This window comes from Blautia sp. MCC283, assembly GCF_018785565.1.
Classification (GTDB): Bacteria; Bacillota; Clostridia; order Lachnospirales; family Lachnospiraceae; genus Blautia_A.
Genome location: NZ_WQQB01000028.1, coordinates 13206 through 39179, shown reverse-complemented (window position 1 = coordinate 39179; position 25974 = coordinate 13206). Strand labels below are relative to the sequence as shown.

General features: G+C 44.6%; 23 protein-coding genes, 1 riboswitch and 1 other annotated feature. Of the genes, 16 read left to right on the top strand and 7 right to left on the bottom strand.

The window, feature by feature from the left end; all coding sequences use genetic code 11:
- The first annotated feature begins 6 nt into the window (after window positions 1-6).
- The 5 genes from GPK81_RS09605 to putP all read left to right on the top strand — a co-directional run bounded on the left by GPK81_RS09605 (window position 7) and on the right by putP (window position 6305).
- The gene (locus tag GPK81_RS09605; protein ID WP_118071436.1) at window positions 7-1575 is read left to right on the top strand and encodes an ABC transporter substrate-binding protein; all 1569 of its coding nucleotides are present in this window, start codon (window positions 7-9) and stop codon (window positions 1573-1575) included.
- Window positions 1576-1589: 14 nt separating this feature from the next.
- Window positions 1590-2375 (top strand): ABC transporter ATP-binding protein, encoded by a 786-nt coding sequence (locus tag GPK81_RS09600; RefSeq protein ID WP_021976429.1) that lies wholly within the window; start codon window positions 1590-1592, stop codon window positions 2373-2375.
- Window positions 2368-3333 carry an ABC transporter ATP-binding protein gene (locus tag GPK81_RS09595; protein WP_021976430.1) on the top strand — a complete coding sequence of 322 codons (966 nt, stop codon included), beginning with the start codon at window positions 2368-2370 and terminating at the stop codon, window positions 3331-3333. The genes GPK81_RS09600 and GPK81_RS09595 overlap by 8 nt, the downstream gene beginning before the upstream one ends.
- 18 nt (window positions 3334-3351) lie before the next feature.
- The gene (locus GPK81_RS09590; protein WP_118071434.1) at window positions 3352-4599 is read left to right on the top strand and encodes a hypothetical protein; all 1248 of its coding nucleotides are present in this window, start codon (window positions 3352-3354) and stop codon (window positions 4597-4599) included.
- Window positions 4600-4796: 197 nt separating this feature from the next.
- Complete coding sequence (gene putP / locus GPK81_RS09585) at window positions 4797-6305, top strand: sodium/proline symporter PutP (protein ID WP_178087509.1); 1509 nt, start codon at window positions 4797-4799, stop codon at window positions 6303-6305.
- Between the two features lie 245 nt (window positions 6306-6550).
- Here putP and folK read toward each other — a convergent pair whose 3' ends face one another.
- The 6 genes from folK to GPK81_RS09555 form a co-directional block, all read right to left on the bottom strand.
- Window positions 6551-7372 carry a 2-amino-4-hydroxy-6-hydroxymethyldihydropteridine diphosphokinase gene (gene folK, locus GPK81_RS09580; protein ID WP_021976433.1) on the bottom strand — a complete coding sequence of 274 codons (822 nt, stop codon included), beginning with the start codon at window positions 7370-7372 and terminating at the stop codon, window positions 6551-6553.
- Between the two features lie 9 nt (window positions 7373-7381).
- The gene (gene folP, locus GPK81_RS09575; protein WP_173761674.1) at window positions 7382-8188 is read right to left on the bottom strand and encodes a dihydropteroate synthase; all 807 of its coding nucleotides are present in this window, start codon (window positions 8186-8188) and stop codon (window positions 7382-7384) included.
- 11 nt (window positions 8189-8199) lie between these two features.
- The gene (locus tag GPK81_RS09570) at window positions 8200-8676 is read right to left on the bottom strand and encodes an HD domain-containing protein (protein WP_118071432.1); all 477 of its coding nucleotides are present in this window, start codon (window positions 8674-8676) and stop codon (window positions 8200-8202) included.
- Complete coding sequence (gene folE / locus GPK81_RS09565) at window positions 8676-9233, bottom strand: GTP cyclohydrolase I FolE (protein WP_021976436.1); 558 nt, start codon at window positions 9231-9233, stop codon at window positions 8676-8678. The genes GPK81_RS09570 and folE overlap by 1 nt, the downstream gene beginning before the upstream one ends.
- 144 nt (window positions 9234-9377) lie before the next feature.
- Window positions 9378-9474, bottom strand: a riboswitch (THF riboswitch).
- A 221-nt stretch (window positions 9475-9695) separates the two neighbouring features.
- Window positions 9696-9971, bottom strand: coding sequence for a hypothetical protein (locus tag GPK81_RS09560; protein ID WP_021976437.1), 276 nt, complete (start codon window positions 9969-9971; stop codon window positions 9696-9698).
- The gene (locus GPK81_RS09555; RefSeq protein ID WP_021976438.1) at window positions 9968-10324 is read right to left on the bottom strand and encodes a hypothetical protein; all 357 of its coding nucleotides are present in this window, start codon (window positions 10322-10324) and stop codon (window positions 9968-9970) included. The genes GPK81_RS09560 and GPK81_RS09555 overlap by 4 nt, the downstream gene beginning before the upstream one ends.
- 106 nt (window positions 10325-10430) lie before the next feature.
- Between GPK81_RS09555 and GPK81_RS18160 the strand changes: the two genes are divergently transcribed.
- The gene (locus tag GPK81_RS18160) at window positions 10431-10565 is read left to right on the top strand and encodes a hypothetical protein (protein ID WP_021976439.1); all 135 of its coding nucleotides are present in this window, start codon (window positions 10431-10433) and stop codon (window positions 10563-10565) included.
- 24 nt (window positions 10566-10589) lie between these two features.
- On the opposite strand, the gene GPK81_RS09550 is transcribed toward GPK81_RS18160, so the two are convergent.
- The gene (locus GPK81_RS09550; RefSeq protein ID WP_215706949.1) at window positions 10590-10901 is read right to left on the bottom strand and encodes a hypothetical protein; all 312 of its coding nucleotides are present in this window, start codon (window positions 10899-10901) and stop codon (window positions 10590-10592) included.
- Window positions 10902-11077: 176 nt separating this feature from the next.
- On the opposite strand from GPK81_RS09550, the gene GPK81_RS09545 reads away from it, so the two are divergent.
- The 10 genes from GPK81_RS09545 to GPK81_RS09500 all read left to right on the top strand — a co-directional run bounded on the left by GPK81_RS09545 (window position 11078) and on the right by GPK81_RS09500 (window position 25923).
- Complete coding sequence (locus GPK81_RS09545; protein ID WP_243003864.1) at window positions 11078-12409, top strand: cell wall hydrolase; 1332 nt, start codon at window positions 11078-11080, stop codon at window positions 12407-12409.
- A 77-nt stretch (window positions 12410-12486) separates the two neighbouring features.
- Window positions 12487-14223, top strand: a complete 1737-nt coding sequence (locus tag GPK81_RS09540) for a MutS-related protein (protein ID WP_215706948.1) — start codon at window positions 12487-12489, stop codon at window positions 14221-14223.
- 231 nt (window positions 14224-14454) lie between these two features.
- Window positions 14455-14934, top strand: a complete 480-nt coding sequence (gene rnhA / locus GPK81_RS09535; RefSeq protein WP_021976937.1) for a ribonuclease HI — start codon at window positions 14455-14457, stop codon at window positions 14932-14934.
- An 81-nt stretch (window positions 14935-15015) separates the two neighbouring features.
- Window positions 15016-15296 (top strand) — a binding site (T-box leader).
- A 48-nt stretch (window positions 15297-15344) separates the two neighbouring features.
- Window positions 15345-16571, top strand: coding sequence for a tyrosine--tRNA ligase (gene tyrS, locus GPK81_RS09530; RefSeq protein ID WP_174087708.1), 1227 nt, complete (start codon window positions 15345-15347; stop codon window positions 16569-16571).
- An 86-nt stretch (window positions 16572-16657) separates the two neighbouring features.
- Window positions 16658-19300 carry an alanine--tRNA ligase gene (alaS, locus tag GPK81_RS09525; protein ID WP_129975869.1) on the top strand — a complete coding sequence of 881 codons (2643 nt, stop codon included), beginning with the start codon at window positions 16658-16660 and terminating at the stop codon, window positions 19298-19300.
- A 165-nt stretch (window positions 19301-19465) separates the two neighbouring features.
- Complete coding sequence (rpsU, locus tag GPK81_RS09520) at window positions 19466-19642, top strand: 30S ribosomal protein S21 (RefSeq protein ID WP_004222305.1); 177 nt, start codon at window positions 19466-19468, stop codon at window positions 19640-19642.
- An 80-nt stretch (window positions 19643-19722) separates the two neighbouring features.
- On the top strand, window positions 19723-21297 hold the full coding sequence (gene cls, locus GPK81_RS09515; protein WP_021976940.1) for a cardiolipin synthase: 1575 nt from the start codon (window positions 19723-19725) through the stop codon (window positions 21295-21297).
- Window positions 21298-21398: 101 nt separating this feature from the next.
- Complete coding sequence (gene miaB, locus GPK81_RS09510) at window positions 21399-22826, top strand: tRNA (N6-isopentenyl adenosine(37)-C2)-methylthiotransferase MiaB (protein ID WP_118062870.1); 1428 nt, start codon at window positions 21399-21401, stop codon at window positions 22824-22826.
- 190 nt (window positions 22827-23016) lie between these two features.
- Complete coding sequence (locus GPK81_RS09505; RefSeq protein WP_021976942.1) at window positions 23017-23328, top strand: metal-sensing transcriptional repressor; 312 nt, start codon at window positions 23017-23019, stop codon at window positions 23326-23328.
- A gap of 36 nt (window positions 23329-23364) precedes the next feature.
- Window positions 23365-25923, top strand: coding sequence for a heavy metal translocating P-type ATPase (locus GPK81_RS09500; RefSeq protein ID WP_215706947.1), 2559 nt, complete (start codon window positions 23365-23367; stop codon window positions 25921-25923).
- The last annotated feature ends 51 nt before the right edge of the window (window positions 25924-25974 follow it).

Here is a 25974-nt window from a genome sequence, read left to right as displayed (position 1 = left end):
GATGAAATGAGAAATAACGTAGTTAAAAAAGTGCTGGCTGCTACACTTGCATGCATGATGACTTTTTCCATGACAACAGTGGCTCAGGCAAAAGGTGACAAAAAAAGTGATAAGGAGATCACCATCGGAGTAACAAGCTTTGCAGATACACTGGAGCCGACAGAGCAGTATTTCAGCTGGGTTGTATCCCGTTATGCGATCGGTGAGTGCCTTACAAAATTCGATGAGCACGGTGAGATCGTTCCATGTCTTGCAGAAGAGTGGGATAACAGCGAAGATGGAAAAACATGGACATTCAAGATCCGTGAGGGCGTAAAATTCTCCAACGGTGATGACATGACACCGGAGATGGTAAAAGCTTCCATCGAGCGTACTGCCGAGAAGAGCGACCGAGTTCCGGAGTTCTTTGATCTTGATAACATCGAAGTTGACGGACAGAACCTGATTTTCCACCTGAACAGAGCTAACGCAAACATGGCTGGCTGCCTTGCAGACCCGCTGTTCCTCATTGTTGATACAAATGTCGATGATTCCACATTTGCAATGGAAGGACCGATCTGTACAGGACCTTACGCAGTAGAGTCTTTCAGCCCGACAGACTCCTGTGTTGTAGTAAAGAATGAGAACTACTGGGATGGCGAAGTTCCCCTTGACAAAGTTACACTGAAATGTGTGGATGACCAGACAACACGTTCCATGGCTCTTCAGACAGGTGAGATCGATATCGCTTACAACCTGAAAACAGAGAACCTGGTTGAGTTCGAGGGAAATGACAACTATGATATTCAGGAACTTCAGTCTCTTCGTTCCACCTATGCGTTCATGAACCAGAACGAGGATCATGCACTCAGCGACAAGGCACTTCGTCAGGCACTTCTCCGCGGACTTGACAAAGAGACATACTGTAACACTCTTCTTGAGGGTGGTGCAACAGCTGGTAAAGCACCGGTTCCGCCAACACTTGACTTTGGATTTGATGATCTGAAAGATGAGAATGCTTACGATCCGGATGGCGCAAAGAAGATTCTTGAGGAAGCTGGATACAAAGATGTTGACGGTGACGGATTTGTAGAGACTCCGGACGGAGATCCGCTTGTTCTTGATTTCGTTATTTACACAAGCCGTGCAGAGCTTGGTGTATACGCACAGGCAGCACAGGCCAGCCTGAAAGAGATCGGTATCAATGTAAACCTGAATACTGTAAGTTATGAGACACTTCTTGACATGAGAGATTCCGGTCAGTATGACCTTCTGATCTGGAACGTACTGGTTGCCAACACAGGTGATCCGGAGAACTACTTAAGAGAGAACTGGTACAGCTCTTCCGCAAACAATACTGCAGGATACAACAATCCGGATGTAGATAAGCTTCTTGATGAGCTTGCTCAGACATTCGATGAGGATGCAAGAAAAGATCTGATCATCGACATCCAGCAGGATATTATGGATGATGCAGCAACTGTATTCTTCGGTTATGAGACAACTTATCTCTTCTCCAATAAGAAAGTAACTGGAGTTAAGATGTATCCGATGGATTACTACTGGCTGACAAAGGATATCACTCTTGCCGAGTAAAGGAGCGTTTATTTATGCTTGAAATCAAGGATCTTTCTGTTCAGTACGGAAAGCAGGCACCTACCATTGAGCATTTCAATCTTTCCATGAAGAAGGGTGAGATCATCAGTGTTGTAGGAGAGAGTGGAAGTGGAAAAACAACCGTGATCCGTGCTGTCCTCGGCGCTCTTGCCGGGGGTGGCCGGGTCAGTGCCGGTGATATTCAGTTCAACGGACATTCCCTGCTTTCCAATACCAAGGATGAATGGAGAAATTTAAGAGGTACCCGCATTTCCATGATTTTTCAGGATTGTGGTGGAACCCTGAATCCGATCCGCAAGATCGGAAGCCAGTATGTGGAGTATATTTGTACACATACTGACGTATCCAAAGCAGAAGCATGGAAAAAAGGCTGCTCCATGCTTCAGAAAATGCGTCTTCCAGACGCGGAAAATATCATGAAAAGTTATCCTCACCAGCTTTCCGGTGGTATGCGCCAGCGAGTTGGTATTGCCATGGCTATGACTTTTAACCCGGAACTGCTTCTTGCAGATGAGCCGACCAGTGCCCTGGATGTAACCACGCAGGCACAGATCGTACGCCAGATGATGGAGCTCCGTGATGATTTCGGAACCGGCATCATCATCGTTACCCATAACATTGGTGTAGCGGCTTATATGGCCGATCAGCTGGTTGTTATGCAGCACGGAAAAGTTGTGGATCAGGGAACACGTGATGAAGTCATGAATCATCCGACCAGTGACTATACAAAGAAACTGCTGGCTGCAGTGCCGGAAATGGAGGGACAGCGTTATGTTTAAGGAATCCGATATCGTGCTCAGTGCAAAACATATCGTAAAACAGTTCCCGGCTTCCGGTGGCAGAACATTGACAGCCTGCAATGATGTGAACTTGAATGTTTATAAAGGAAAGACTCTGGGAATCGTAGGAGAGAGTGGCTGTGGTAAATCCACCTTTGTCCGTATGGTCATCTCTCTTGACAAGCCGACCAGTGGCGAGATCCTTTATCATGGAAAAAATCTCTCCAATCTTTCCAAGAAAGAAACCTGGCTGAACCGTCAGAATATGCAGATGGTATTCCAGGATCCACTGGCATCTTTTGACCCGAAAATGAAGATCGTGGATATTCTTACAGAGCCGCTGATCAATTACGGGAAACTGAAAAGAAGCGAAAAAGAAGCCAAAGCCAGAGAACTTCTGAAAATGGTAGAACTTCCCGGAGATTTTGTAGACCGCTATCCTCATAACATGAGTGGTGGTCAGAGACAGCGTATCAGTATTGCACGTGCACTTTCCCTGGAACCGGAGATCCTGGTGTGTGATGAGGCGACTTCTGCACTTGACGTTTCTGTACAGGAGTCCGTGATCCAGCTGCTGGTACGTCTCCAGAAGGAGAAAAACATCAGCATGCTCTTTATCTGCCATGACCTGGCGCTGATCCGTTCTTTTGCTCATCAGATCGCGGTAATGTATCTTGGAAATATCGTGGAGGTAATTCCAGGAGAGGATGTTGCAGAAAAATCTCTTCATCCATATACACAGGCTCTTCTTGGCGCTCAGTTTTCCATTCATATGGATCAGAACAAAAAGATCGAGAGTATTGAAAGTGAGGCTCCAAGCCCTCTGGATGTTCCTCATGGCTGCCCGTTCCAGAATCGCTGTGAGCACTGCATGGAGAAATGTAAGACGATCCGTCCGGTGCTTACAGAGGTAGAGTCCGGACATGAAGTAGCCTGCCATTATGTAACTGAGAAATAAAGAAAGGCAAAAAACAGTATGACATTAAAAAACTTTAAAGTAATGGGCATTCTGCTGTTGTTGCTTGCCGTTTTTGCAGTTGGCGGGAAAAAAGTTTCCGCTGCTGTGGAAGACAGAGATGTTCAATATACAATAGGTGTTGTAGTATATAATCAGAACAGCCCGGAAATGAACATGTTTATGAACTATTACAGAGAATATATCCAGCAGGGATTTCCGGTAAAGTTCTATTTTTCAGGCAGCATTAATTCTGCAGAGGACGAGATCAATTTTATCCGCGCAATGAAGCTGCAGGGCGTAAGCGGAATCATTTCTTTTTATGGACAGGATATTCAGAAGATTGTAGAAGCCTGTGATGAAGAAGAAATGTATTATGTTCTTGGTTCCGGAAGTATCAGCGATGAAGATTATGACAAGGTAAAAACCAGCCCGTATTTTCTTGGAAGTGTAGGACCGGATGCAAAGGCAGATTATGAAGCCGGCTACAATATGGCAGATTATTTTGCAGATGCAGATACCAGCAGTTATATTGTGCTGACCGGTGGTTCTTCCGCAGGAAACTACATGCACCTTCAGAGAACCATTGGTGTTCTGGAAGGACTGGCTGAAAAAGAAGGACTGACTTATTCGGAGGATGTTGAAAAACTTGCGTCATCTGAGAAAACAACGGTTGTAGATGCAGGAAAGGATGATGTCAGCATTACCATCTGCCCTGGATATATGACAGATCCGAAAGGAATCAATAACCTGAAACATGCTTTTGTAGATAGAAATTATGATGCAGTTCTCTGTACCTTCAATGTAGATGAGATCATGAAGACGATTACTTCCAAGGAAGAAGAGCAGGGCTCCAATATCAAGGTCGGAGCTGTTGACTGCTTCTCCATGGAAAATCATGATGAGATCAATGATAACGATTCTTTTGGTAATCCGAAGATTGATTACATTGCAGGAAAATATGCATCCATGGGCGGTCCTGCATTTGCGATCCTGTACAATGCAATGTCCGGTCATCCGGAGGCAAACACCGATGATGCAGATAGCAATACTGTTCGTCTGTATCAGGGATTCTGGAGCGCATCCGATAAAGATACCTTCAATGAGCTTTACGGATATACACAGGATATTTACGAAAATGCATACAGCTGTGCGGATCTGATGAAAGTTATCAAAGCTTACAGTACAGATACCACACCGGATGATCTGAAAGCACTGACAGAAGCGTACACAGTGGAAGATGTGCAGAAGCGTATTGAGGAAAACTAAACAGAAATTTTGGAAAAGAGCTGGGCTGTCTTATGGGTTCAGCCCTTTTTCTTCGTATAAAAGACATTTTTATTCAAAAAAATGGAAAATCCTCTTTACTTTCTTAAGTTAATATAATAAAATCTATAAATATGTGAAAACATACATAGATAAATGAAGGGAGAGAACTATTCTTGACAACAGCACATATTTGTATAATGGCAGCCATTATCGTCTACCTGGGTGCAATGATCTTTGTGGGTTATCTGTGTTCCAAGAACAACAATGACAGTTCTGATTTCTATCTGGGAGGAAGAAAACTTGGACCTCTGGTAACAGCCATGAGTGCAGAGGCTTCTGACATGAGCAGCTGGCTTCTGATGGGATTACCGGGACTTGCTTATCTTACCGGTATTGCAGACGCAGGCTGGACAGCCATTGGCCTTGCCATCGGAACATACGTAAACTGGAGGATCGTGGCAAAAAGAATCCGCCGCTACACACATGTGGCAGGAAACTCCATTACACTGCCATCCTTTTTCAGTAACCGTTACAGAGATGAGAAGAAGATCCTGCAGTCCATCGGAGCGATTTTTATCGTAATCTTTTTTATTCCGTATACAGCTTCCGGATTTGCAGCCTGTGGTAAACTTTTTGCAAGTCTCTTTGGCGTAAAATATCTGCCGGCTATGATTATCAGTGCATTGGTTATCGTTGGCTATACTACACTGGGAGGATTCCTGGCAGCATCTACTACAGACTTTATCCAGAGTATCATCATGTCCATCGCACTTGTGATCGTATTCGTATTCGGGATCAGCACTGCCGGTGGTATTGAGGCAGTTGCAGACCATGCAAGATCCCTGCCGGGATATCTGACTATGTTTACTACATATGATCCCACAACCGGAACAGAACAGGCATATCCACTGCTTAACATTATTTCCATGCTTGCATGGGGACTTGGATATTTCGGAATGCCACATATTCTTCTTCGTTTCATGGCGATTGAAGATGAAGAGAAACTTACACTTTCCAGAAGAGTGGCAACTACATGGGTAGTGATCTCACTGGCAGTAGCAGTACTGATCGGTGTGGTAGGACTTGGAATGACAGCAGCAGGAGAGTTTGATCTTCTGGAAGGTTCCGCATCTGAGACCATCATCGTTCAGATTGCAAATCTTCTCAGCCAGCACGGTGTGATCGCAGCGATCCTTGCAGGACTTATCCTCGCAGGAATCTTGGCATCTACCATGTCAACTGCAGATTCCCAGCTTCTGGCAGCATCTTCAGCAGTTTCTTCCGACCTTCTCGGAAGCATCCTGAAGGATAAAGAAACCAAAAAAGAAAGCATGGTAGCGGATAAGATCACACTTCTTCTGATCGCAGTAGTAGCTATGTTCATCGCCCGTGACCCGAACAGTTCCGTCTTCACCATCGTATCCTTCGCCTGGGCAGGTTTCGGAGCCGTATTCGGCCCTGTAGTCCTCCTGGCATTATTCTGGAGACGCTCCAACTGGCAGGGAGCCCTGGCAGGAATGATCTGCGGCGGTTCCATGGTATTCATCTGGAAATACGGAATCAGCAAACTCGGCGGCGCCTGGGGAATCTACGAACTCCTCCCCGCCTTCATGGTAGCCATCGCAGCAAACATCATCGTCAGCCTCCTCACCAAAGCCCCATCCAAAGAGATCACCGACGAATTCGATCTGGTAAACCAGAAATAAAGAATTAAGGATTTTATTCAATAACTTACACTCAAACAAAACAAGCCCGATACAGATTGTAGCCAAGACATCTGTATCGGGCTTGTCATCTTTTTTTATTTATAATTAAATAAAGTCACACAGCCAAAATGTTCTAAGCGTGGCCGGAGGGAAGGGGTGTGGGGAAGGGAAATGGCCTTCGCAACTACGAATGCTTCCCTTCCCCACGCTTTTCACAACTTCCAAATTGCAATAAAATTAGATTATTATGCATTTTCAAGCAGCTTTTTTAACAACTGCTCCATTGTTAAATTCAACACCGGATGCCGCAAATACGGTGCAATCTCCACCATAGGCTTCAACACAAAATCCCGATTCTCCATATCAATATGAGGCACATGCAATACCTCCGTATCAATGATCTCATTATCATAAAACAAGATATCCAGATCCAGTGTCCGTGGCCCCCAATGTATGATCCGCTTCCGATCCGCAGCCTGCTCCAGCACATGCAGCCTGTCAAGAAGCTCCTCCGGACAAAGCAAAGTCCGGACTCTTAAAGCTCCATTGAGAAATTCATCCTGCTCCACACCGCCATAAGGCTCTGTCACAAGATACTCCGAAACTTTCTCAACAACGATCTCTTTCATATCCCGAAGCCCCTGGATCGCATTGTCCAGGTATTTCTTCTTATCCCCCATATTGGAACCAAAAGCAACATAAGCTGTATGCCAGCCTCGGGTAATTTCCACAGCAACGGTTTTCAGTGGAAGGCCTACCGGAGCCCAGGGCTTTTCAATACGAAGGGTGATCTTTTTAAGAAGCGGAAGAGAAAGCAGCAGCAGCTCTGCCAGATTCTCCACAGCAGCCTCCAGAAGTTTGTAAGTGTTTTTCTGAAGAAAATCGGTGATCATATGACTGACTTCCCCATAATTGATGGAAGCAGAAAGATCATCTGCCAGCCCTGCCGGACGTGTCTCTGTATACATAACAGCAGAAACAACAAATTTCTGTCCAAGAGCAGTTTCTTCCGGAAATACACCATGGTTTGCAAAAATCTCAAGATCTCTGATTTCGATTTTATCCATCGGTTCCTCCTAGCGTCCCAGAATGGCTTCTGTCATCTGGATGACACGCTTGTTTTCTTTGATATCATGAACACGGACGAACGCACAGCCTTTCATAACACCGATCACGGATGTGGCAAGAGTTCCCTCCACACGCTGATCCACCGGAAGATCAAGGGCAAGTCCGATCATGGATTTTCTGGAAGTACCAAGAAGTACCGGATATCCCAGTTTCTGGAAAAGCTCCAGATTATCCATTGTCATCAGGTTCATCTCGTATGTTTTACCAAATCCCACACCTGGATCAAGGATGATCTTGTCGTCGGCAATACCTGCACGTTTGGCGATATTGACACATTCCTGTGTTTCTGCCAGCATATCCACGATAAAGTTGTTATATTCTGTATTATCTTTGTTGTGCATCAGACAGCAGGGAGCCTGATATTTTGCAATGACAGGAGCCATTTCCGGATCATATTTCAGTCCCCAGATATCGTTGATGAGGTCTGCTCCGTGTTTCAGGGATTCCTCCGCAACGCATCCCTTATATGTATCTACAGAGATCGGGATATCAAAACGGCTTTTTACAGCCTCGATAACAGGGAGTACACGCTCGATTTCTTCCTGAGCGCCAACCGGTGTATGGCCCGGACGGGTGGATTCTCCACCGATATCCAGAATGTCAGCACCCTCAGCAATCATAGTTTCTGTATGTTTCAGGGCATGGTCCATGTCGTTCCATTTTCCACCGTCTGAGAAAGAATCCGGTGTGACATTTAAGATACCCATAATGTATGTTTTGTTTTTTACATCAAACTCACGATTTCCGATTTTCATGAAAAAACCTCCTAATATTGGATCGTCATATTTTTTTTGGCAGGAGACCAGTAACATTCCGGCTCTGCTTTACAGGAAAAACAGTTTCTGGATCTTTTGTCCGCAGTATAGAGCAGTTTTCCAAGAACTGTCTGATCCGTCTGAGCTCTGTGACCACGTATTGCCGAAACGATCGCTTCAATTTCTTCCATAGAAAATCCAAGCTCGTTTAAGATCTGCCCGGCGATAGCAGCACCGGCCTCATCATGAGGAGTGCCATCTTCATACTGTCTGGCCCGTCCGATATCATGAAGAAGGGCAGTACAGTAGATCAGTTCCTTTGAAACCGGAGCATTTTCCTCAAGTGCCCGGATATAGGCAAGGCGTGCCACATCCAGAAAATGCTCCGGTGTATGTCTGCAGAATTCACGGTCAGTCTCCAGAAGCTGAAGCTTATTAAGCTCATTCTGATAGATCGGATGATTCCAGATCTGATTTACTCTGTCCATCAGTCCTTAACCATAGCAAGGAACTGTTTCTGGAGCTCCATATTTTCTTTGAATTCACCTCTGGTGACAGTCGTAACCGTTTTGCTTCCCGGCTTTTTGATCCCACGCATGGTCATGCAGGTATGCTCCGCCTCCAGCATTACCATGATTCCTTTTGGAGCGAGAACACGTTCCAGGGCATCTGCGATCTGCACAGTCAGACGTTCCTGGATCTGAGGTCTTCTCGCGTACACATCAACGGTACGGGCCAGCTTGCTTAAGCCGGTAACCTTGCCATTTGGGATATATGCGATATGAGCTTTTCCGTAAAACGGCATAAGATGATGTTCGCACATGGAATAAAAGGTAATATCTTTTTCCAGGACCATTTCGTTGTTTTCTACATGGAACTGTTTCTGAAGATATTCGTCCGCCTCGTTGTCAAGTCCGCCATAAATTTCCTCGCACATGCGGGCAATACGTTCCGGAGTTCCCTGCAGTCCCTCTCTGTCTACATCTTCGCCGATTCCTTCGAGAAGAAGCTTGATCGCCTCTTCAACTTTTGCTTTGTCTACCATAAATAACAACCTCCATTTGTTAAAAAAATCACGTTTTTCGGAGACCGTCTCTTTTATTTTTGCGCATAAAAAAAGATATCTCCAATTGTAATAGAACGTATGTCGAAAAAGCCCTACACAATATGAGATATTCTCTTATATTGCTGCAACGGGTGCGGATTTCATACCGTAAGACGTACTTTTCGTTCTGGCGACAACTCCCCATTCGCCAAACACTTGACGCATAAAATCCTATTTTGCATATCATTCATTTCATGGACAAGTATACCATATACTGATATAAGAAGGAAGTGAAAATGATAAAAAAATATCACAAAAATAGAGAATATGTTCTATGAATTATGCGATAGAATCTATAGATATGTCGGATTTTTGCAGATTATATTCAGACAGATGGGAAAAGGAATATAAGACAGAAAATTCCCGGAACAGAAAAGGCGCTGTTCCGGGATCACAGGGTTGTTAATGGCGTATCATTTTCATCAGATTTACAATACGGTCAAGCCGGGCGATTTCCGTGGGACTTTTTCCTATCTTAAGCACTTCAATAATCGCAGAGATTTCATCAGAGCTAAAATTTAATCCCGCATTTTTTCCCTGAGAAGCTGCGCCCATAATAAACGGCATCAGTTCAGAAGGATTTTTCCCAAGTCCCTGATCAGCCAGATTCTGAAGCATGGAAAGTTTCTGCGGATCCATTTGGGAAAGCTTTGGATTGTTTTTCCAGTCATCACTCATGGATTTTCACCTCCTGACGGTTCCTCATTCATAATTTTTATCATTTGCATGACAGCTATAAGATTTGTAATCTGGTCGATCTGTCTGCGTTTTTCACCACCGCAGCATCTTCGGATATCCTGAAGTATTTCCATCGGATCAGACATGGAAAGACTGGCTGCCTGCATATCCGGATAATTTTTGCGATTTTTGAAGAGGGTCATGGTATTGATCAATTCCTGAGTTTTTGCATACATAGACAGAAACTGCTGGCCAGAGGCAGGTAAATATGGAATCATGGCTTTCAGCATTTGATTCCGGTCACTTTCTACCATCTCATCAAGTGCAGTTCTGGCAACAAAATCCTGTTCCATAAAAAAGTCCTTTTTCATGAAATCTATGTTTCTTCGTGAAAGAATATGACAGAAATACAAAAAGTTTCATATTATAAATGGAAGAATTTATTTTCGGGAGAAAACTATGGAATCAGAAAAAAAGCAAAGGCTTGTGATTGATGGGAATGCTTTTTATGAGATAGATCTGAAGTGTCTGGAAGAAAAAAAGAAGAAACAGGAAGCCGCAAAAAAACACCGGCAGAAAGGGCAGAGGAAGTAACCTCTGCCCTTTCTGCGAATCTTTTTAACAGCAGTTGTTGCAGCCACATCCATTATTTCCGCAGCAGAGCAGAAGAAGGATGATGATCCAGCAGCTGTCATTGCAACTGCCATTGTTATTACCGCATCCGTTATTGCCGCAGCAGCACAGAAGGCAGATGATCCAGAGAATGCAGGAGCAGCTGTTTCCGCCGCCAAACAGGGAAGTTCCCCATCCGCCACAGCCACAGTTATTGCCGCATCCGCAGCCGTTGTTATTACATCCGCAGTTATTGCCACATCCGGAATCACACCCGCAGTCATTACAACCGCAATTTGTAGCCGCTAAGTCACTCATCGATAAGTCCTCCAGAATTTTGTTTACACTTCATCATATGGGTAGGAGATGTCCCTGGTTACAAAAAAGTTGACAGTATTTATTCGTTACGATATAATAAACACAATGTAACACTTTTGTAATTTTTGAAACAGAACTGATATTTTGTTATCGGGCATAAAGAAATGGGGAAAATTATGAAAAATCTCAGAGCAAGACAGTGGATGAAGGGACTGATGCTGGTATGTTTACTTCTGGCCGGCTGCGCTTTTTTTTCACATTCTGCAACTGAAGTACAGGCAGCAACTGCCGGTTTTAAGACAGTTGGAGGAAAAACATACTACATAAAAAGCGACGGCAGCAAACAAAAAGGCTGGCTGACACTTGGAAAATATAAATACTATTTTAATAAAACTACAGGTGTTCAGGTTAAGGGCTGGCTAAACGTAAATGGCCAAAAGACTTATTATTTTACCAGTCAGAAGGGAGCTATGGTAACTGGCTGGCTGACAGATTCCAGGAAGCGGAAACGATATTTTAATCCAAAAACAGGTAAACTGACCAGAGGCTGGATGAAAAACAGTAAAGGTAAGAAATACTATTTTACAAGTGGCGAAGGTATCATGGCTACTGGCTGGTTAAAAAACAGCAAAGGCCAGAAACGGTATTTTCACAGCACTTCCGGTGTAATGGCTACCGGCTGGCTGAAAAATACATCCAAAAATATCAGCTATTATTTTGATCCTGAAACCGGATATATGACTACCGGATGGAGGCGCATCAGCGGAAAGAAATACTATTTTTCTACCAGTAACGGTTCTATGGCTACCGGACTTAAAACTATTGATGGAAAGAAATATTATTTTAAAACAGATGGTTCTATGGCTGTCAGTACAACAGTAACCGTCAGTGGAGTTACTTATACAATTTCTTCGACAGGTGTAGCTACTGTTAAGACAAGCCATTCAAATCAGAATCTGAGTAATGGAAACGTAAAAGTTTATGACACTCAGAATTCCAGATATTACACAATGGTGAAAGAATACAAGACTCATCCGGGAATTGCTAACGGTAAGACAACAGACGAAGCACTTCTGGCTGCATTATGTGAATCCGAAGCAGGAGACCAGGGAAAGATTGGAATGGAAGCAGTAGCACTTTGTGTTCTTAACCGTACAATTAAAAAAGATAAAGAGTTTCCTTCCACAGTTCGCGGTGTAATTTACGAAAGCATGGTAAATGGTACTTATCCGCAATATTCTGTAGTTCGTGACGGAGCTCTTCTGAAACGTCTTAACGGCAATTTTGAGAACCGCACTCTTGCATATCAGGCAGCAAAAAAAGCAATGACGATTTTCAATAATTATGTCAAGAACGGGAAATCAAGAACTCTGACCGGATTTAAACAGAAAGATTTTAATTATATGTATTTTATGATGAACAGTTCTTTCAAAAAACAACCGTTAACTTTCAGCAAGGTTAAATACGAAGTTTATAAAGATCATACATTTTTTGTAGACTGGGTATAATGATACATTATCCCTGTCAGCAGCAGTACAGCTGCTGACAGGGGCTTTTTTTATCATAGACACAGGGAGGGAAAAATATGCATCCATATTTACAGGTGATCCTGTGGGCAGCAGGAATCGTTGTACTGTTTATTATCCTGATGGCATGGAACAACCATAAGTGGAAAAAAGCACAAAAGAACAGAATAAAGAGAATTTTTGGAAAAATCCCGGAAAGAGAATACTCTCCGGATGATCTGGAGCGTATCTCCCACTATTTTCGCAGAAAAGAAAACGGGAAATTTTATATTGATGATATTACCTGGAACGACCTGGATATGGATCGGATTTTTATACAGATCAATCAGACGGTTTCCTCACCTGGAGAAGACGTGCTCTATAATATGCTTCGAAGACCTGTTTTCAACAAAGAAAAACTGGAAGAACGTGAGAAACTGATCCATTTTTTTGATACCCATGAAAAGGAACGGACAGATCTTCAGCTGATCCTGGCTTCCATCGGGAAGACAAGGCTTGGTTCTCTGGCGGATACAGTTCTTGCCCTCAATGATGCACCGGTGATCAATATGAAAATCCATATTCTGATGCTGGCAGCACTCCTTTTGAGTATTTTTGTGCTGCTTCCATTGTATCCGATGGTGGGCTTTCTGGTGTTTATGTGTCTGATGATCGCCAATATCTCAATTTATTATGCCAGTGCAGGGCAGAAAGTTATTGAAACCTATATGGACTGCTTTAACCATCTTCTGAAAATGCTGGAAGCGGCAGACCAGATGCAGATCGTGAAATATCCGGAAGCCAGAAAACAGATGGAAGTGATTGCGGAAGGAAAAAAGGAATTCCGACGTTTCCGAAAAAAAGCCATTCTGATTACCGGAAAAAATGCAGATTCCGGGGACCCTTTCCAATTACTGATGAGTTATGTGCGGATGGTATTTCATGTGGATATTCTGGCATACAATTCCGTATTAAAGGAAATAAAAGATAAGGCCGATACGATCATGCTGCTGATTGATAATATCGGAGAACTGGATGCTTTGATTTCCGTAGCTTCTTTTCGCCGGACACTGAAACTCTGGTGTATACCGGAATTTGTCCCGTGGACAGAAGAATCGGATACGGCGGTGCAGCTTAAAACAGAAGATCTCTACCATCCGCTGATCAGAAATCCGGTGGCAAACAGTATCATTGCAACGGGATGCACCCTGGTTACCGGTTCCAACGCTTCCGGCAAATCCACATTTCTGAAAAATGTGGCGATCAACAGCATTCTTGCGCAGACTATCCACACCTGCACAGCAACCTCCTGTCGGGCACCATTTCTGAAGGTAATGACTTCCATGGCTCTGAGGGACGATATCAGCAGCGGTGAAAGTTATTTCATCGTAGAGATTCGTTCCCTGAAACGGATCCTGGATGAAAGCCGGAAAAAAGAACCGCTGCTCTGTGTGATCGATGAAGTTCTCCGGGGAACCAACACCATTGAGAGGATTGCGGCTTCCTCACAGATCTTAAATGCACTTCGGGGAAACTGGCTGCTTTCTTTTGCGGCAACCCATGATATTGAGCTTTCCTATATTCTGGATGAAATTTATACAAATTATCATTTCGAAGAGGAAGTCAGGGAACAGGAAGTGGTGTTTAATTATCTCCTCCAACCGGGAAGGGCAACAACACGAAATGCCATCCGTCTTCTGGATATGCTGGGATATGATCCAAAGCTTGTGAAAAATGCGGGAAATGCAGCGGCAGACTTTGAACGTACCGGTGTATGGACAAAAATTTCTTGCACTGGAGAAAAAGGACAGGTATAATCAGGAACAGCATAACTGTAAATTAAACCAAATCAAGTAAGTCCCCTGCGGGGTTGCGAAAAGCAATAAGCAGTGGGTGGGGACTTGCTTGTATCAGGAGGAGTGCAAGCTCCTCCTGATAAACTGCGGAGCAGTTATTTGGTGTAGAGCTACGTAGCGAAGCGGATTGCGAATATCCGCTTGACTATTAAATAAAAAATTCATTATTTCAAAATCCAAGGAGAATCAAACATGCAGGTAAAAATCTATACCGACGGCGCAGCACGCGGAAATCCGGACGGCCCAGGCGGCTACGGAGCAGTTCTTCAGTATATTGATACCAAAGGCCAGTTACATGAGCGTGAATTGTCCAGAGGCTACAAGAAAACTACAAACAACCGGATGGAGCTGATGGCAGCTATCGTAGCTCTGGAGGCACTGAACCGTCCCTGCCAGGTGGAGCTGTATTCCGATTCCAAATATCTGGTAGATGCCTTCAATCAGCACTGGATCGATTCCTGGCTGAAAAAGAACTGGAAACGTGGCAAAAACGAAAATGTGAAGAATGTAGATCTCTGGAAACGCCTTTTAAAGGCTAAGGAACAGCACCAGGTAAGCTTCCACTGGGTTAAGGGACATGCGGATAATCCGTTAAATGAGCGCTGTGACCAGCTTGCCACATCCGCTGCAGACGGCGATGAACTTTATGTAGATGAGGGGTTAAACGGATAATTCTGTCACTTTAAGTTGTCAAAGCGATACCAAAATTTCTTGACAAACAAAAAAGCAGTTTGTATACTTCATATAGTATAGTAAAAGGCATGGAAGGGAAGAAGTAACTTAAGGAAAGCCCACAGAGAGCAGCCGGCAGGTGAGAGGCGCAGGGTGGAACTTCTGTGAATACATCCCGGAGCTGCGTACCGAATCTGGCTTTACAGATAGGCTGCGACGGAATAGCACCCGTTATTGTGCTGAAGTGATTTTATATCGTATTATATTGGATATAACAGGATATAGATTCACTTTATGAGGCAGGAAATGCGAGTTTTCTGTAAATTTAGGTGGTAACGCGGGACCCGGTTCTCGTCCTAAACGGACAGGAACCGGGCATTTTTTATATGACTATACAGGAGGAAAGAACAATGACAGTTTGGGAAGAACTGAAAGCACGTGGCCTGATCGCGCAGGTTACAGATGAAGACGAGATCAAAGAGATGGTAAACAATGGTAAAGCTACATTTTATATCGGCTTTGACCCGACAGCAGACAGCCTTCATGTAGGACACTTCATGGCTCTTTGCCTGATGAAGAGACTGCAGATGGCAGGCAACCGCCCGATTGCCCTTCTTGGCGGTGGTACTGGTATGATCGGTGACCCGTCCGGAAGAACGGATATGCGTCAGATGCTGACCAAGGAAACCATCCAGCATAATATTGACTGTTTTAAACAGCAGATGAGCCGTTTTATCGATTTTTCTGATGGAAAAGCACTTATGGTAAACAATGCGGACTGGCTTATGAACCTTAACTATGTAGAGCTTCTCCGTGAGGTAGGCGCTCACTTTTCCGTAAACCGTATGCTGACAGCAGAGTGCTACAAACAGCGTATGGAGCGAGGCTTAAGCTTCCTGGAATTCAACTACATGATCATGCAGAGCTATGATTTCTACATGCTGTATCAGAAATACGGCTGCAATATGCAGTTCGGTGGTGATGATCAGTGGAGCAATATGCTTGGCGGTACTGAGCTGATCCGCCGTAAACTTGGTAAGGATGCTTATGCCATGACCATCACACTGCTTCTCAACTCAGAGGGCAAGAAGATGGGAAAAACCCAGTCCGGAGCTGTATGGCTTGATCCGAATAAGACATCCCCGTTTGATTTCTACCAGTACTGGAGAAATGTAGACGATGCAGACGTTATCAAATGTATGCGTCTTCTTACCTTCCTTCCTCTTGAAGAGATTGATGAGATGGCTAAATGGGAAGGCAATGAGCTGAACAAAGCAAAAGAGATTCTTGCATATCAGCTGACTGAGCTTGTACATGGTGAGGAAGAAGCCAAAAAAGCACAGGAGGGTGCCCGCGCACTGTTCTCAGGTGCAGATACTTCTCATATGCCTACAACAGAGCTTTCAGCGGAAGATTTTGACGAGGAAGGAAAAATCGATCTGATCACACTTCTTGTAAAAGCAGAGCTGGTACCAAGCCGTTCCGAAGGCCGCCGTGCGATCCAGCAGGGTGGTGTATCCATCGATGGTGAGAAACTCACCGACATTTACCACACGGTTGAGAAGGATGCTTTTGCAGGAGACGGGATCGTCCTGAAACGAGGCAAGAAAAAATTCAAAAAGATCTGTGTAAAATAATTTCCCATATCTGTGACATTTCCGGGATAAAGCTACAACATTCCGGAAATGCTGACAGATGGGGTTGACACAAGGAGGATAACAACATGAAAAAGTACGGAGTGAACGAACTTCGTAAGATGTTCCTTGACTTTATGGAGAGCAAGGGTCATCTTGTAATGAAAAGCTTTTCCCTGGTTCCTCAGGGAGACAAGAGTCTTCTGCTGATCAATGCAGGTATGGCTCCGCTGAAACCATATTTTACAGGTGCTGAGAAGCCGCCAAGAACAAGAGTAACAACCTGCCAGAAATGTATCCGTACCGGTGATATCGAAAATGTAGGTAAAACCGCACGTCACGGTACATTCTTTGAGATGCTTGGAAACTTCTCTTTTGGTGATTACTTCAAGAGAGAAGCGATCCACTGGTCCTGGGAGTTTCTTACTGAGGTTGTAGGGCTTGATGCAGACCGCCTCTACCCATCCATTTACCTGGATGATGATGAAGCCTTCGATATCTGGAACAAAGAGGTAGGGATTCCGTCTGAACGTATTTTCCGTTTCGGAAAAGAAGATAACTTCTGGGAACATGGTGCAGGTCCGTGCGGTCCATGTTCTGAGATCTATTATGACCGAGGAGAGAAATACGGCTGCGGCAAACCTGGCTGTACGGTAGGCTGTGACTGCGACCGTTACATGGAAGTATGGAACAACGTTTTCACACAGTTCGAAAACGATGGAAACGGAAACTATACAACACTGAAACAGAAGAACATCGATACCGGTATGGGACTTGAGCGACTTGCCGTAGTTGTCCAGGATGTAGATTCTATTTTTGACGTAGATACGATCTGTGCACTTCGTAACCTTGTATGCGAAATCGCACATAAAGAATATGAGAAGAACTATGCAGACGATGTTTCCATCCGTCTGATCACAGACCATATCCGTTCCGCGACATTTATGATCTCCGATGGAATCATGCCGACAAATGAGGGACGTGGATACGTTCTCCGTCGCCTGATCCGCCGCGCTGCACGTCACGGACGTCTTCTTGGCATCGAGGGAACATTCCTTGCAAAATTAAGCGCACAGGTGATCGAGAGCTCCAAAGCCGGTTATCCGGAACTTGAGGAGAAGAAAGAGTTTATCTTCCGTGTTCTTACAAACGAGGAGAATCAGTTTAACAAGACCATCGATCAGGGTCTCCGCATCCTTTCCGACATGGAAGAGGATATGAAGAAAGCCGGCGAGAAAACTCTTTCCGGTGACAATGCATTCAAACTTTATGATACTTACGGATTCCCTCTTGACCTCACAAAGGAGATCCTTGAGGAAAAAGGCTACGGCATTGACGAGGAAGGATTCCAGAAAGCCATGGAAGAGCAGAGAGTCAAAGCCCGTACAGCCCGTGAAGTAACCAACTATATGGGTGCGGACGCAACTGTATATGATGATATTGATGTCAATGTAACAACTGAATTCGTTGGCTATGATCATCTGACATTTGACTCAAAAGTAACTGTCCTTACTACAGAGACAGAGATCGTGGATTCTCTTACAGAGGGACAGAAGGGTACCGTATTTGTAGAGCAGACTCCTTTCTATGCAACCATGGGTGGACAGGAAGGCGATATCGGTGTGATCGAGACAGCAAATGGCAAGTTTGTTGTTGAGGACACCATCAAGCTCCGTGGCGGCAAATTCGGCCATGTAGGACATATGGAGTCCGGCATGATCTCCACAGGTGAGACCGTATCCCTGAAAGTAAACGAAGATGCAAGAAAAGATACCGAGAAGAACCACAGTGCGACACATCTTCTTCAGAAAGCGCTGAAAACAGTTCTTGGTTCCCACGTAGAGCAGAAAGGTTCTCTGGTAACACCGGACAGACTTCGTTTTGACTTTGCTCATTTCCAGGCTATGACAGCTGAGGAGATCCAGGCAACAGAAGATCTTGTAAACAAAGAGATTCAGGCAGGCCTTGAAGTACACACAGACATCATGGATGTAGAAGAGGCTAAGAAATCCGGAGCAATGGCACTCTTCGGTGAGAAATACGACCAGAAGGTACGTGTGGTATCTATGGGAGACTTCTCCAAAGAACTCTGTGGTGGTACCCACGTAAAGAATACAAGCTCCATTATGCTCTTTAAGATCGTTTCCGAGTCCGGTATCGCAGCTGGTGTCCGTCGTATCGAGGCACTTACAGGCAAAGCCGTTATCGAGTACTACAGAAAACAGGAAGAGCTTCTGCACGAGGCTGCAAAAGCATTAAAAGCCAATACAACAGAGGTTGTAGAAAAGATCGGCCATCTTCAGGCTGAGGTAAAAGCTCTTCAGAGCGAAAATGAATCTCTCAAGAGCAAAGCTGCCCAGAGTGCACTTGGCGATGTCATGGATAAAGTTGTTGAAGTAAACGGCGTAAAACTTCTTGCAGCCAAAGTTGAGGGCGTTGACATGAATGGCCTGAGAGACCTTGGTGACAAACTGAAAGAGCAGCTTGGCGAAGGAGTTGTCCTTCTTGCAGCAGTAAACGGCGGCAAGGTAAATCTCCTTGCAATGGCGACTGACGCAGCTCAGAAAGCAGGCGCCCATGCAGGAAATCTGATCAAGGCTGTAGCAGCCATCGTTGGCGGTGGCGGCGGCGGACGTCCGAACATGGCACAGGCCGGCGGAAAGAATCCGGAGAAGGCACAGGAAGCTATGGACGCAGCAGCAGGAATCCTTGAAAAACAGCTCACAAAATAACAAAATTGTGCGTGATCTACAATTTTGACATTTTTTTCATAAAAATCGAAAAAGATGTTGACGAAACCACATGTTATGCTATATAATAACACTCGTGCAAGAAAAATACCCAGACAGTTGTATTTTAGCACAATCTACAACTGGAGGGAGGTTAGGTGTGAGTCTATGTCAAACGTTATCGTAAAAGAGAACGAGACTTTAGATAGCGCTCTTCGCAGATTCAAGAGAAGCTGTGCTAAAGCGGGAATCCAGCAGGAAATCCGTAAGAGAGAGCATTACGAGAAGCCAAGCGTTCGTCGTAAGAAAAAATCTGAAGCCGCAAGAAAACGTAAATATAATTAATTGTGCGCAAAAATCCCTGGCTGTATGGTCAGGGATTTTTAATTAAATAGAAACAGGAACGTTTGACGAAGGAAAGAAATATGAATTTGTTTATTAAACTGATTATCAAACCATTGCGATCGCTCCTTAAATTATTATTTAATCGAATTTTTTATGTAGCTCTGGCTCTTGTTGTGCAGCTGGCATGGCTGCTGATCGCCCTTTTCCGGCTTATGGAATACTCCAGATGGGTGACGATCGGAATGCAGGCCATAGGTTTTCTGGTTGTTCTGTGGATCGTAAATAAAAAGATCAATCCATCTTATAAGCTCGCCTGGACGATGCTGATCCTTATTTTTCCGGTATTTGGTGTTTCCCTGTACCTTCTTTTCGGTAAGTCACGGATCGGCGCTGTAATGGAGCAGCATTATCAGAATCTTATTGATGAAACTGCTGAATACCTGGAAGGCTCAGAGCTCACAAGAAAACGTTTAAACGAAGACGACCGTTCCATGAGGATCCAGTCGGATTACATCTGGCAGTATTCAAGATATCCGGTTCACGAGAATACCACAGCAGAGTATTTTCAGGTAGGAGATGATATGTTTCCGGTTCTGGTGCATGAACTGGAGCAGGCAAAGCATTTTATTTTTATCGAATATTTCATCATAAATGACGGGGTAATGTGGCAGACGATCCTTAATATCCTTGAAAAAAAGGCTAAAGAAGGAGTGGATGTCCGACTGATCTATGATGGCTTCGGCTGCCTTACCACATTGCCATACAAGTATGATCAGGAGATGCGCCGGCGAGGAATCAAATGCGAAGTATTCAACCGGTTCCGTCCGATTCTTAATATAATCCAGAATAACCGTGACCACCGTAAGATCTGTGTGATCGATGGCTGGACCGGTTTTACCGGCGGCATCAACCTGGCTGACGAATATATCAATCAGCGAAAACGGTTTGGCCACTGGAAGGATACAGCCGTTATGCTGAAAGGAGAAGGCGTCTGGAATATGACAGCTATGTTCCTGTATATGTGGGGAATCGTTACCAGAACAGATACTTCTCTTGATTTCGGAAATTATGTTCCGCACAGGTGGCACCCCAACGAATTTCCGGGAAACGGTTATGTCCAGCCATTCTGCGATTCCCCCCTGGACGATGAGATCGTAGGAGAGAACGTTTATCTTAATATTATCAATCGCGCCAAAAACTATGTTTATATCTGCACACCATATCTGATCATAGATAATGAGATGATGACCGCCCTGTGCCTCGCTGCAAAAAGCGGTGTGGATGTCCGGATCATGACACCAGGTATCCCGGACAAAAAAATGGTATTCCTGCTGACACAGTCTTATTATAAGCAGCTTCTGGAAGCAGGTGTAAAGATCTACGAATACCAGCCGGGATTTTTACATGCAAAATCTTTTGTCTGTGATGACAAAGTAGGCGTCGTAGGAACCATAAATCTGGATTACCGAAGCCTTTATCTGCATTTTGAAGATGGTGTCTGGATGTATAAGAATGATGTGATCCTGGACATCCGGGATGATTTTACAGAAACCCTGGAGTACTGTGATCCCATTGATCTGGCATTCTGCCAGAAGAGAAATATTGTGGTACGTGCCATTCAGAATGTATTGAGAGTTTTTGCACCGCTATTATAAAAACTCTTTGACAGACAACTGTAAATTCTGTATGATATATCAGACGGGAGTTCAATGCTCCCGTCTGATATTGTCTAAAGAAAAATAATTTATAGATACATATGAAATTTTTAGTTATTGGAGGAATTGATTTGAGCCAGAACAAAGAAACAGAGATCCAGCTTCAGTACATTGAAAAATGTAAAGAGCTTCTTGCCAAAAGCAGTACGAAACGTCCCACCTTCCACATCCAGAATGAAGGATGCCAGATGAACTCCATCCAGACAGAGTCTATTGCGGCCATCATGGAAAAAATGGGATATGAAATGGTAGATACCGAGGATGCTGATGCAGTTGTATTTAACACCTGCACAGTCCGGGAAAATGCCAATCAGAAGATTTACGGACACCTGGGACATTTAAAGAGCATCAAGCGCAACCACCCGGATATGAAAATCGTACTGTTTGGATGTATGATGCAGGAACATCACGTAGTGGAAAAGATCCGTAAGGATTATAAATATGTAAATCTTGTATTCGGAACTCATAATATCCATAAATTCCCGGAACTTTTTTACCGGGCACTGCAGACTGATGACCAGATCATTGATATCTGGAAAGAATCTGATGAGATCGTGGAAGGTATGCCAACCTCCCGCAAATATTCCTTCAAGACAGGTGTCAGTGTAATGTTTGGGTGCAATAACTTCTGCAGCTACTGTATTGTTCCCTATGTTCGTGGCCGCGAAAAGAGCCGTGAGCCCCAGGCCATCATCCGTGAGATCGAAGAGCTGGTAGCAGATGGCGTTACCGAGATTATGCTCCTTGGCCAGAATGTAAATTCCTATGGAAAAACGTTGGAAACACCGGTGACATTCTCACAGCTTTTGAAAGAAGTAGAGAAGATCGAGGGACTGAGACGTATCCGTTTCATGACCTCCCATCCCAAAGATCTTTCGGATGAACTGATCCAGACCATGGCAGAGAGCAAAAAGATCTGCCATCATCTTCATCTTCCGCTGCAGTCCGGAAGCAGCAGAGTCTTAAAAGAAATGAACCGCCGCTATGACAAGGAGAAATATCTTCAGCTTGTAGATAAAATCCGTGAGGCAATTCCGGATATCTCTCTGACAACTGACATTATGGTTGGTTTCCCTGGAGAGACAGAAGAAGATTTCCAGGAAACACTGGATGTGGTAAGAAAAGCCAATTATGATACCGCCTTTACATTTATTTATTCCAAGAGAAGCGGAACTCCGGCTGCCGGTATGGAAAATCAGGTACCGGAAGATGTGGTAAAAGACCGGTTCAGCCGTCTTCTTTCCCTGGTGCAGGAAAAAGGCCGTGAGAATTCTTCCCGTTTCCAGGGAAGCGTACAGGAAGTCCTGGTAGAAGATGAAAACCGTGAGAAAGGTACTCTTACAGGCCGTACCCAGCATAATCTTTTGGTACATTTTCCGGGAGATAAGGAACTTATCGGTAAATACGTAAACGTAAGCCTGGATACCTGTAAAGGATTTTATTATTTTGGTCATATAGTAGAAGAGTAAATTTTGGTTAATATAAGTTTATACTGCCCGTTCATCCGATCATCGGTAATGAGCGGGCTTTTTTATTGTACGATTTATGGCGGCGGTAAAAAATTTCAGTTTCCTATTGACAAATACCCCTCGAGGGTATATATTGTTCCATGTAAAGCAGATACCCCATGAGGGTATTTTGAGAAAGGAGAGACAGCCCATGTCTGAAAAGAAAGCCTGTCCCTGCTGCAGTGAAAAACACACTGCCCGTTCAGAAGAGGAGAAAAAAAAGCTGATCAATCGCCTGAAGCGTATTGAAGGCCAGATCCGGGGAATTATAGGAATGATGGAAAACGATGCCTATTGTAATGACATTCTGATCCAGTCTGCAGCAGTCAATGCAGCAGTTAATTCATTTAATAAAGAACTGCTTGCCACCCACATTCGAACCTGTGTTGCAAGAGATATCCGCGAAGGCAAAGATGAGACCATTGATGAGCTTGTGGCAACCCTCCAGAAGTTGATGAAATAAAGGGACATAATTTATTTTAGGAGGTACTGAAAGGAAATGGAACAATATAATGTAACCGGTATGAGCTGCGCTGCCTGCTCGGCCCGTGTGGAAAAAGCTGTATCTAAGGTTCCGGGAGTGAACAGCTGCTCAGTCAGCCTTCTGACCAATTCCATGGGAGTGGAAGGAACCGCTTCATCCAGCGAAATCATTGCTGCTGTGGAAGCGGCCGGATATGGCGCATCTTTAAAAGGCGCTGCCGGAGAAAAAATCTCCATGTCTGCAGCGGAAGAAGCGCTGGAAGATCATGAGACCCCGGTTTTGAAAAGGCGCCTCATCGCATCCGTAGGATTTTTGCTGGTGCTGATGTACTTTTCCATGGGACATATGATGTGGGGATGGCCGCTGCCGAAATGGTTTGACGGCAACCACGTTGCCATGGGACTGGTACAGCTGCTTCTTGCAGGAATCATCATGGTGATCAACCAGAAATTCTTTATCAGCGGATTTAAGAGTCTGTGGCACCGTTCTCCGAATATGGATACTCTGGTAGCACTTGGTTCCATGGCATCTTTTCTGTGGAGTGTCTATGCACTGTTCGCCATGACAAGAGCGCAGGTAGACGGAGATTCTGCCGCAGTTATGAATTACATGATGGATTTCTATTTTGAATCCGCGGCCATGATCCTGACACTGATCACTGTAGGAAAAATGCTGGAGGCCCGTTCCAAGGGAAAAACAACCGATGCACTGAAAAGCCTCATGAAGCTGGCTCCGAAAACTGCAGTTGTAGTACGAAACGGACAGGAACTTACCGTTCCTATTGAACAGGTTCAAAAGGGAGAAACTTTTGTTGTCCGCCCGGGAGAGAATATTCCGGTAGACGGAGTAATCCTGGAAGGAACTACTGCAGTTAACGAATCCGCGCTGACCGGTGAAAGTATTCCGGTTGACAAAGAAGCCGGAGATATGGTTTCTGCGGCAACTGTGAACCAGTCCGGATTTATCAAATGTGAAGCAACCAGAGTCGGAGAGGATACCACCCTTTCCCAGATCATCAAAATGGTCAGTGACGCGGCAGCCACAAAGGCACCGATCGCAAAGATCGCAGACCGTGTTTCCGGAGTGTTTGTACCGGCAGTGATCACCATTGCAGTGATCACAACGATCATCTGGCTTCTTACAGGCCATCCTTTTGGTTATGCACTGGCAAGAGGAATTTCCGTGCTGGTTATCAGCTGTCCCTGTGCACTTGGCCTTGCAACACCGGTTGCCATTATGGTCGGTAACGGTATGGGTGCCAAGAACGGAATTCTTTTCAAAACAGCAGTTTCTCTTGAGGAAGCAGGAAAAGTCCAGATCGTCGCACTGGATAAAACCGGAACCATTACAAGCGGTCAGCCGGAAGTAACTGATATTCTTCCGGCAGAGGGAATTACAGAGACAGAACTTCTCACACTTGCCTGCGCTCTGGAGAAAAAAAGTGAACATCCTCTGGCAAAAGCAGTTCTCAAAAAAGCAGAGGAAGAGAAAATTACTGCAGGTGAAGTAACCGGATTTCAGGCGCTTCCAGGAAACGGACTTTCTGCTGTACTTGGAAGTGATAATCTGACAGGTGGAAGCATGAAATTTATCAGCAGCAAGACGAAGGTTTCCCCAGATCTTAATAAAAGAGCAGAGCAGCTTGCGGAGCAGGGAAAAACCCCTCTTCTTTTCACCAGAAACGGAAAACTCCTGGGAATTATCGCAGTTGCGGATGTGATCAAGGAAGACAGTCCCCGTGCAGTAAAAGAGCTCCAGAACATGGGAATCCGCGTGGTTATGCTTACCGGTGACAATGAGCGTACCGCAAAAGCCATCGGGGCACAGGCAGGAGTTGACGATGTGATCGCGGGAGTCCTTCCAGACGGAAAAGAGAGTGTGATCCGTGCCCTGAAAGAGCAGGGGAAAGTTGCCATGGTCGGTGACGGTATCAACGATGCGCCGGCACTTACAAGAGCAGATATCGGAATTGCCATCGGTGCAGGAACAGACATTGCCATTGATGCGGCAGATGTTGTTCTGATGAAGAGCCAGTTAAGTGATGTTCCGGCTGCAGTACGTCTGAGCCGTGCCACACTTCGGAATATCCACGAGAATCTTTTCTGGGCATTTTTCTATAATGTGATTGGGATTCCGCTGGCAGCAGGTGTCTGGATCCCGATCTTCGGGTGGACACTGAATCCGATGTTCGGAGCCGCAGCCATGAGTCTTTCCAGTTTCTGTGTTGTAACAAATGCGCTGCGACTGAATCTGTTTAAGATCCATAACACAGCCAGAGACAAAGTGATTAAAAATCCGGTAACATTAAACATCACTCATGATGAAAATAAAAAAGAAGAAAAGGAGAACAAAACAATGGTAAAAGTAACAGTAAAGGTAGAAGGAATGATGTGCGGACACTGTGAGGCACACGTAAACAAAGCAATCCAGGCGGCTTTCGGTGCAGAGGACGTGGTATCTTCCCACGAGAACGGAACGACTGTATTTACAGTACCTGAGAAAGTTGACGAGGTAAAAGTCGAAGAGGTGATCAAAGAGGCTGGTTACGAGTTCAAAGGAATCACTCAGGAATAATAAAAAACGTATATTTGTCAAAGAATCAAGGCATTTAAACAATCTGAAAAG

Coding starts and splice junctions, on each gene's coding strand:
- GPK81_RS09605 (WP_118071436.1), top strand. CDS start 7: ATGAGAAATAACGTAGTTAAAAAAGTGCTGGCTGCTACACTTGCATGC.
- alaS (WP_129975869.1), top strand. CDS start 16,658: ATGAAAAAGTACGGAGTGAACGAACTTCGTAAGATGTTCCTTGACTTT.
- GPK81_RS09550 (WP_215706949.1), bottom strand. CDS start 10,901: ATGAGTGACTTAGCGGCTACAAATTGCGGTTGTAATGACTGCGGGTGT.
- GPK81_RS09500 (WP_215706947.1), top strand. CDS start 23,365: ATGGAACAATATAATGTAACCGGTATGAGCTGCGCTGCCTGCTCGGCC.
- GPK81_RS09505 (WP_021976942.1), top strand. CDS start 23,017: ATGTCTGAAAAGAAAGCCTGTCCCTGCTGCAGTGAAAAACACACTGCC.
- GPK81_RS09590 (WP_118071434.1), top strand. CDS start 3,352: ATGACATTAAAAAACTTTAAAGTAATGGGCATTCTGCTGTTGTTGCTT.
- GPK81_RS09540 (WP_215706948.1), top strand. CDS start 12,487: ATGCATCCATATTTACAGGTGATCCTGTGGGCAGCAGGAATCGTTGTA.
- putP (WP_178087509.1), top strand. CDS start 4,797: ATGGCAGCCATTATCGTCTACCTGGGTGCAATGATCTTTGTGGGTTAT.
- GPK81_RS09560 (WP_021976437.1), bottom strand. CDS start 9,971: ATGAGTGATGACTGGAAAAACAATCCAAAGCTTTCCCAAATGGATCCG.
- cls (WP_021976940.1), top strand. CDS start 19,723: ATGAATTTGTTTATTAAACTGATTATCAAACCATTGCGATCGCTCCTT.
- folP (WP_173761674.1), bottom strand. CDS start 8,188: ATGAAAATCGGAAATCGTGAGTTTGATGTAAAAAACAAAACATACATT.
- rnhA (WP_021976937.1), top strand. CDS start 14,455: ATGCAGGTAAAAATCTATACCGACGGCGCAGCACGCGGAAATCCGGAC.
- rpsU (WP_004222305.1), top strand. CDS start 19,466: ATGTCAAACGTTATCGTAAAAGAGAACGAGACTTTAGATAGCGCTCTT.
- GPK81_RS09600 (WP_021976429.1), top strand. CDS start 1,590: ATGCTTGAAATCAAGGATCTTTCTGTTCAGTACGGAAAGCAGGCACCT.
- GPK81_RS09595 (WP_021976430.1), top strand. CDS start 2,368: ATGTTTAAGGAATCCGATATCGTGCTCAGTGCAAAACATATCGTAAAA.
- folK (WP_021976433.1), bottom strand. CDS start 7,372: ATGGATAAAATCGAAATCAGAGATCTTGAGATTTTTGCAAACCATGGT.
- GPK81_RS09545 (WP_243003864.1), top strand. CDS start 11,078: ATGAAAAATCTCAGAGCAAGACAGTGGATGAAGGGACTGATGCTGGTA.
- GPK81_RS09570 (WP_118071432.1), bottom strand. CDS start 8,676: ATGGACAGAGTAAATCAGATCTGGAATCATCCGATCTATCAGAATGAG.
- tyrS (WP_174087708.1), top strand. CDS start 15,345: ATGACAGTTTGGGAAGAACTGAAAGCACGTGGCCTGATCGCGCAGGTT.
- miaB (WP_118062870.1), top strand. CDS start 21,399: ATGAAATTTTTAGTTATTGGAGGAATTGATTTGAGCCAGAACAAAGAA.
- folE (WP_021976436.1), bottom strand. CDS start 9,233: ATGGTAGACAAAGCAAAAGTTGAAGAGGCGATCAAGCTTCTTCTCGAA.
- GPK81_RS18160 (WP_021976439.1), top strand. CDS start 10,431: ATGGAATCAGAAAAAAAGCAAAGGCTTGTGATTGATGGGAATGCTTTT.
- GPK81_RS09555 (WP_021976438.1), bottom strand. CDS start 10,324: ATGGAACAGGATTTTGTTGCCAGAACTGCACTTGATGAGATGGTAGAA.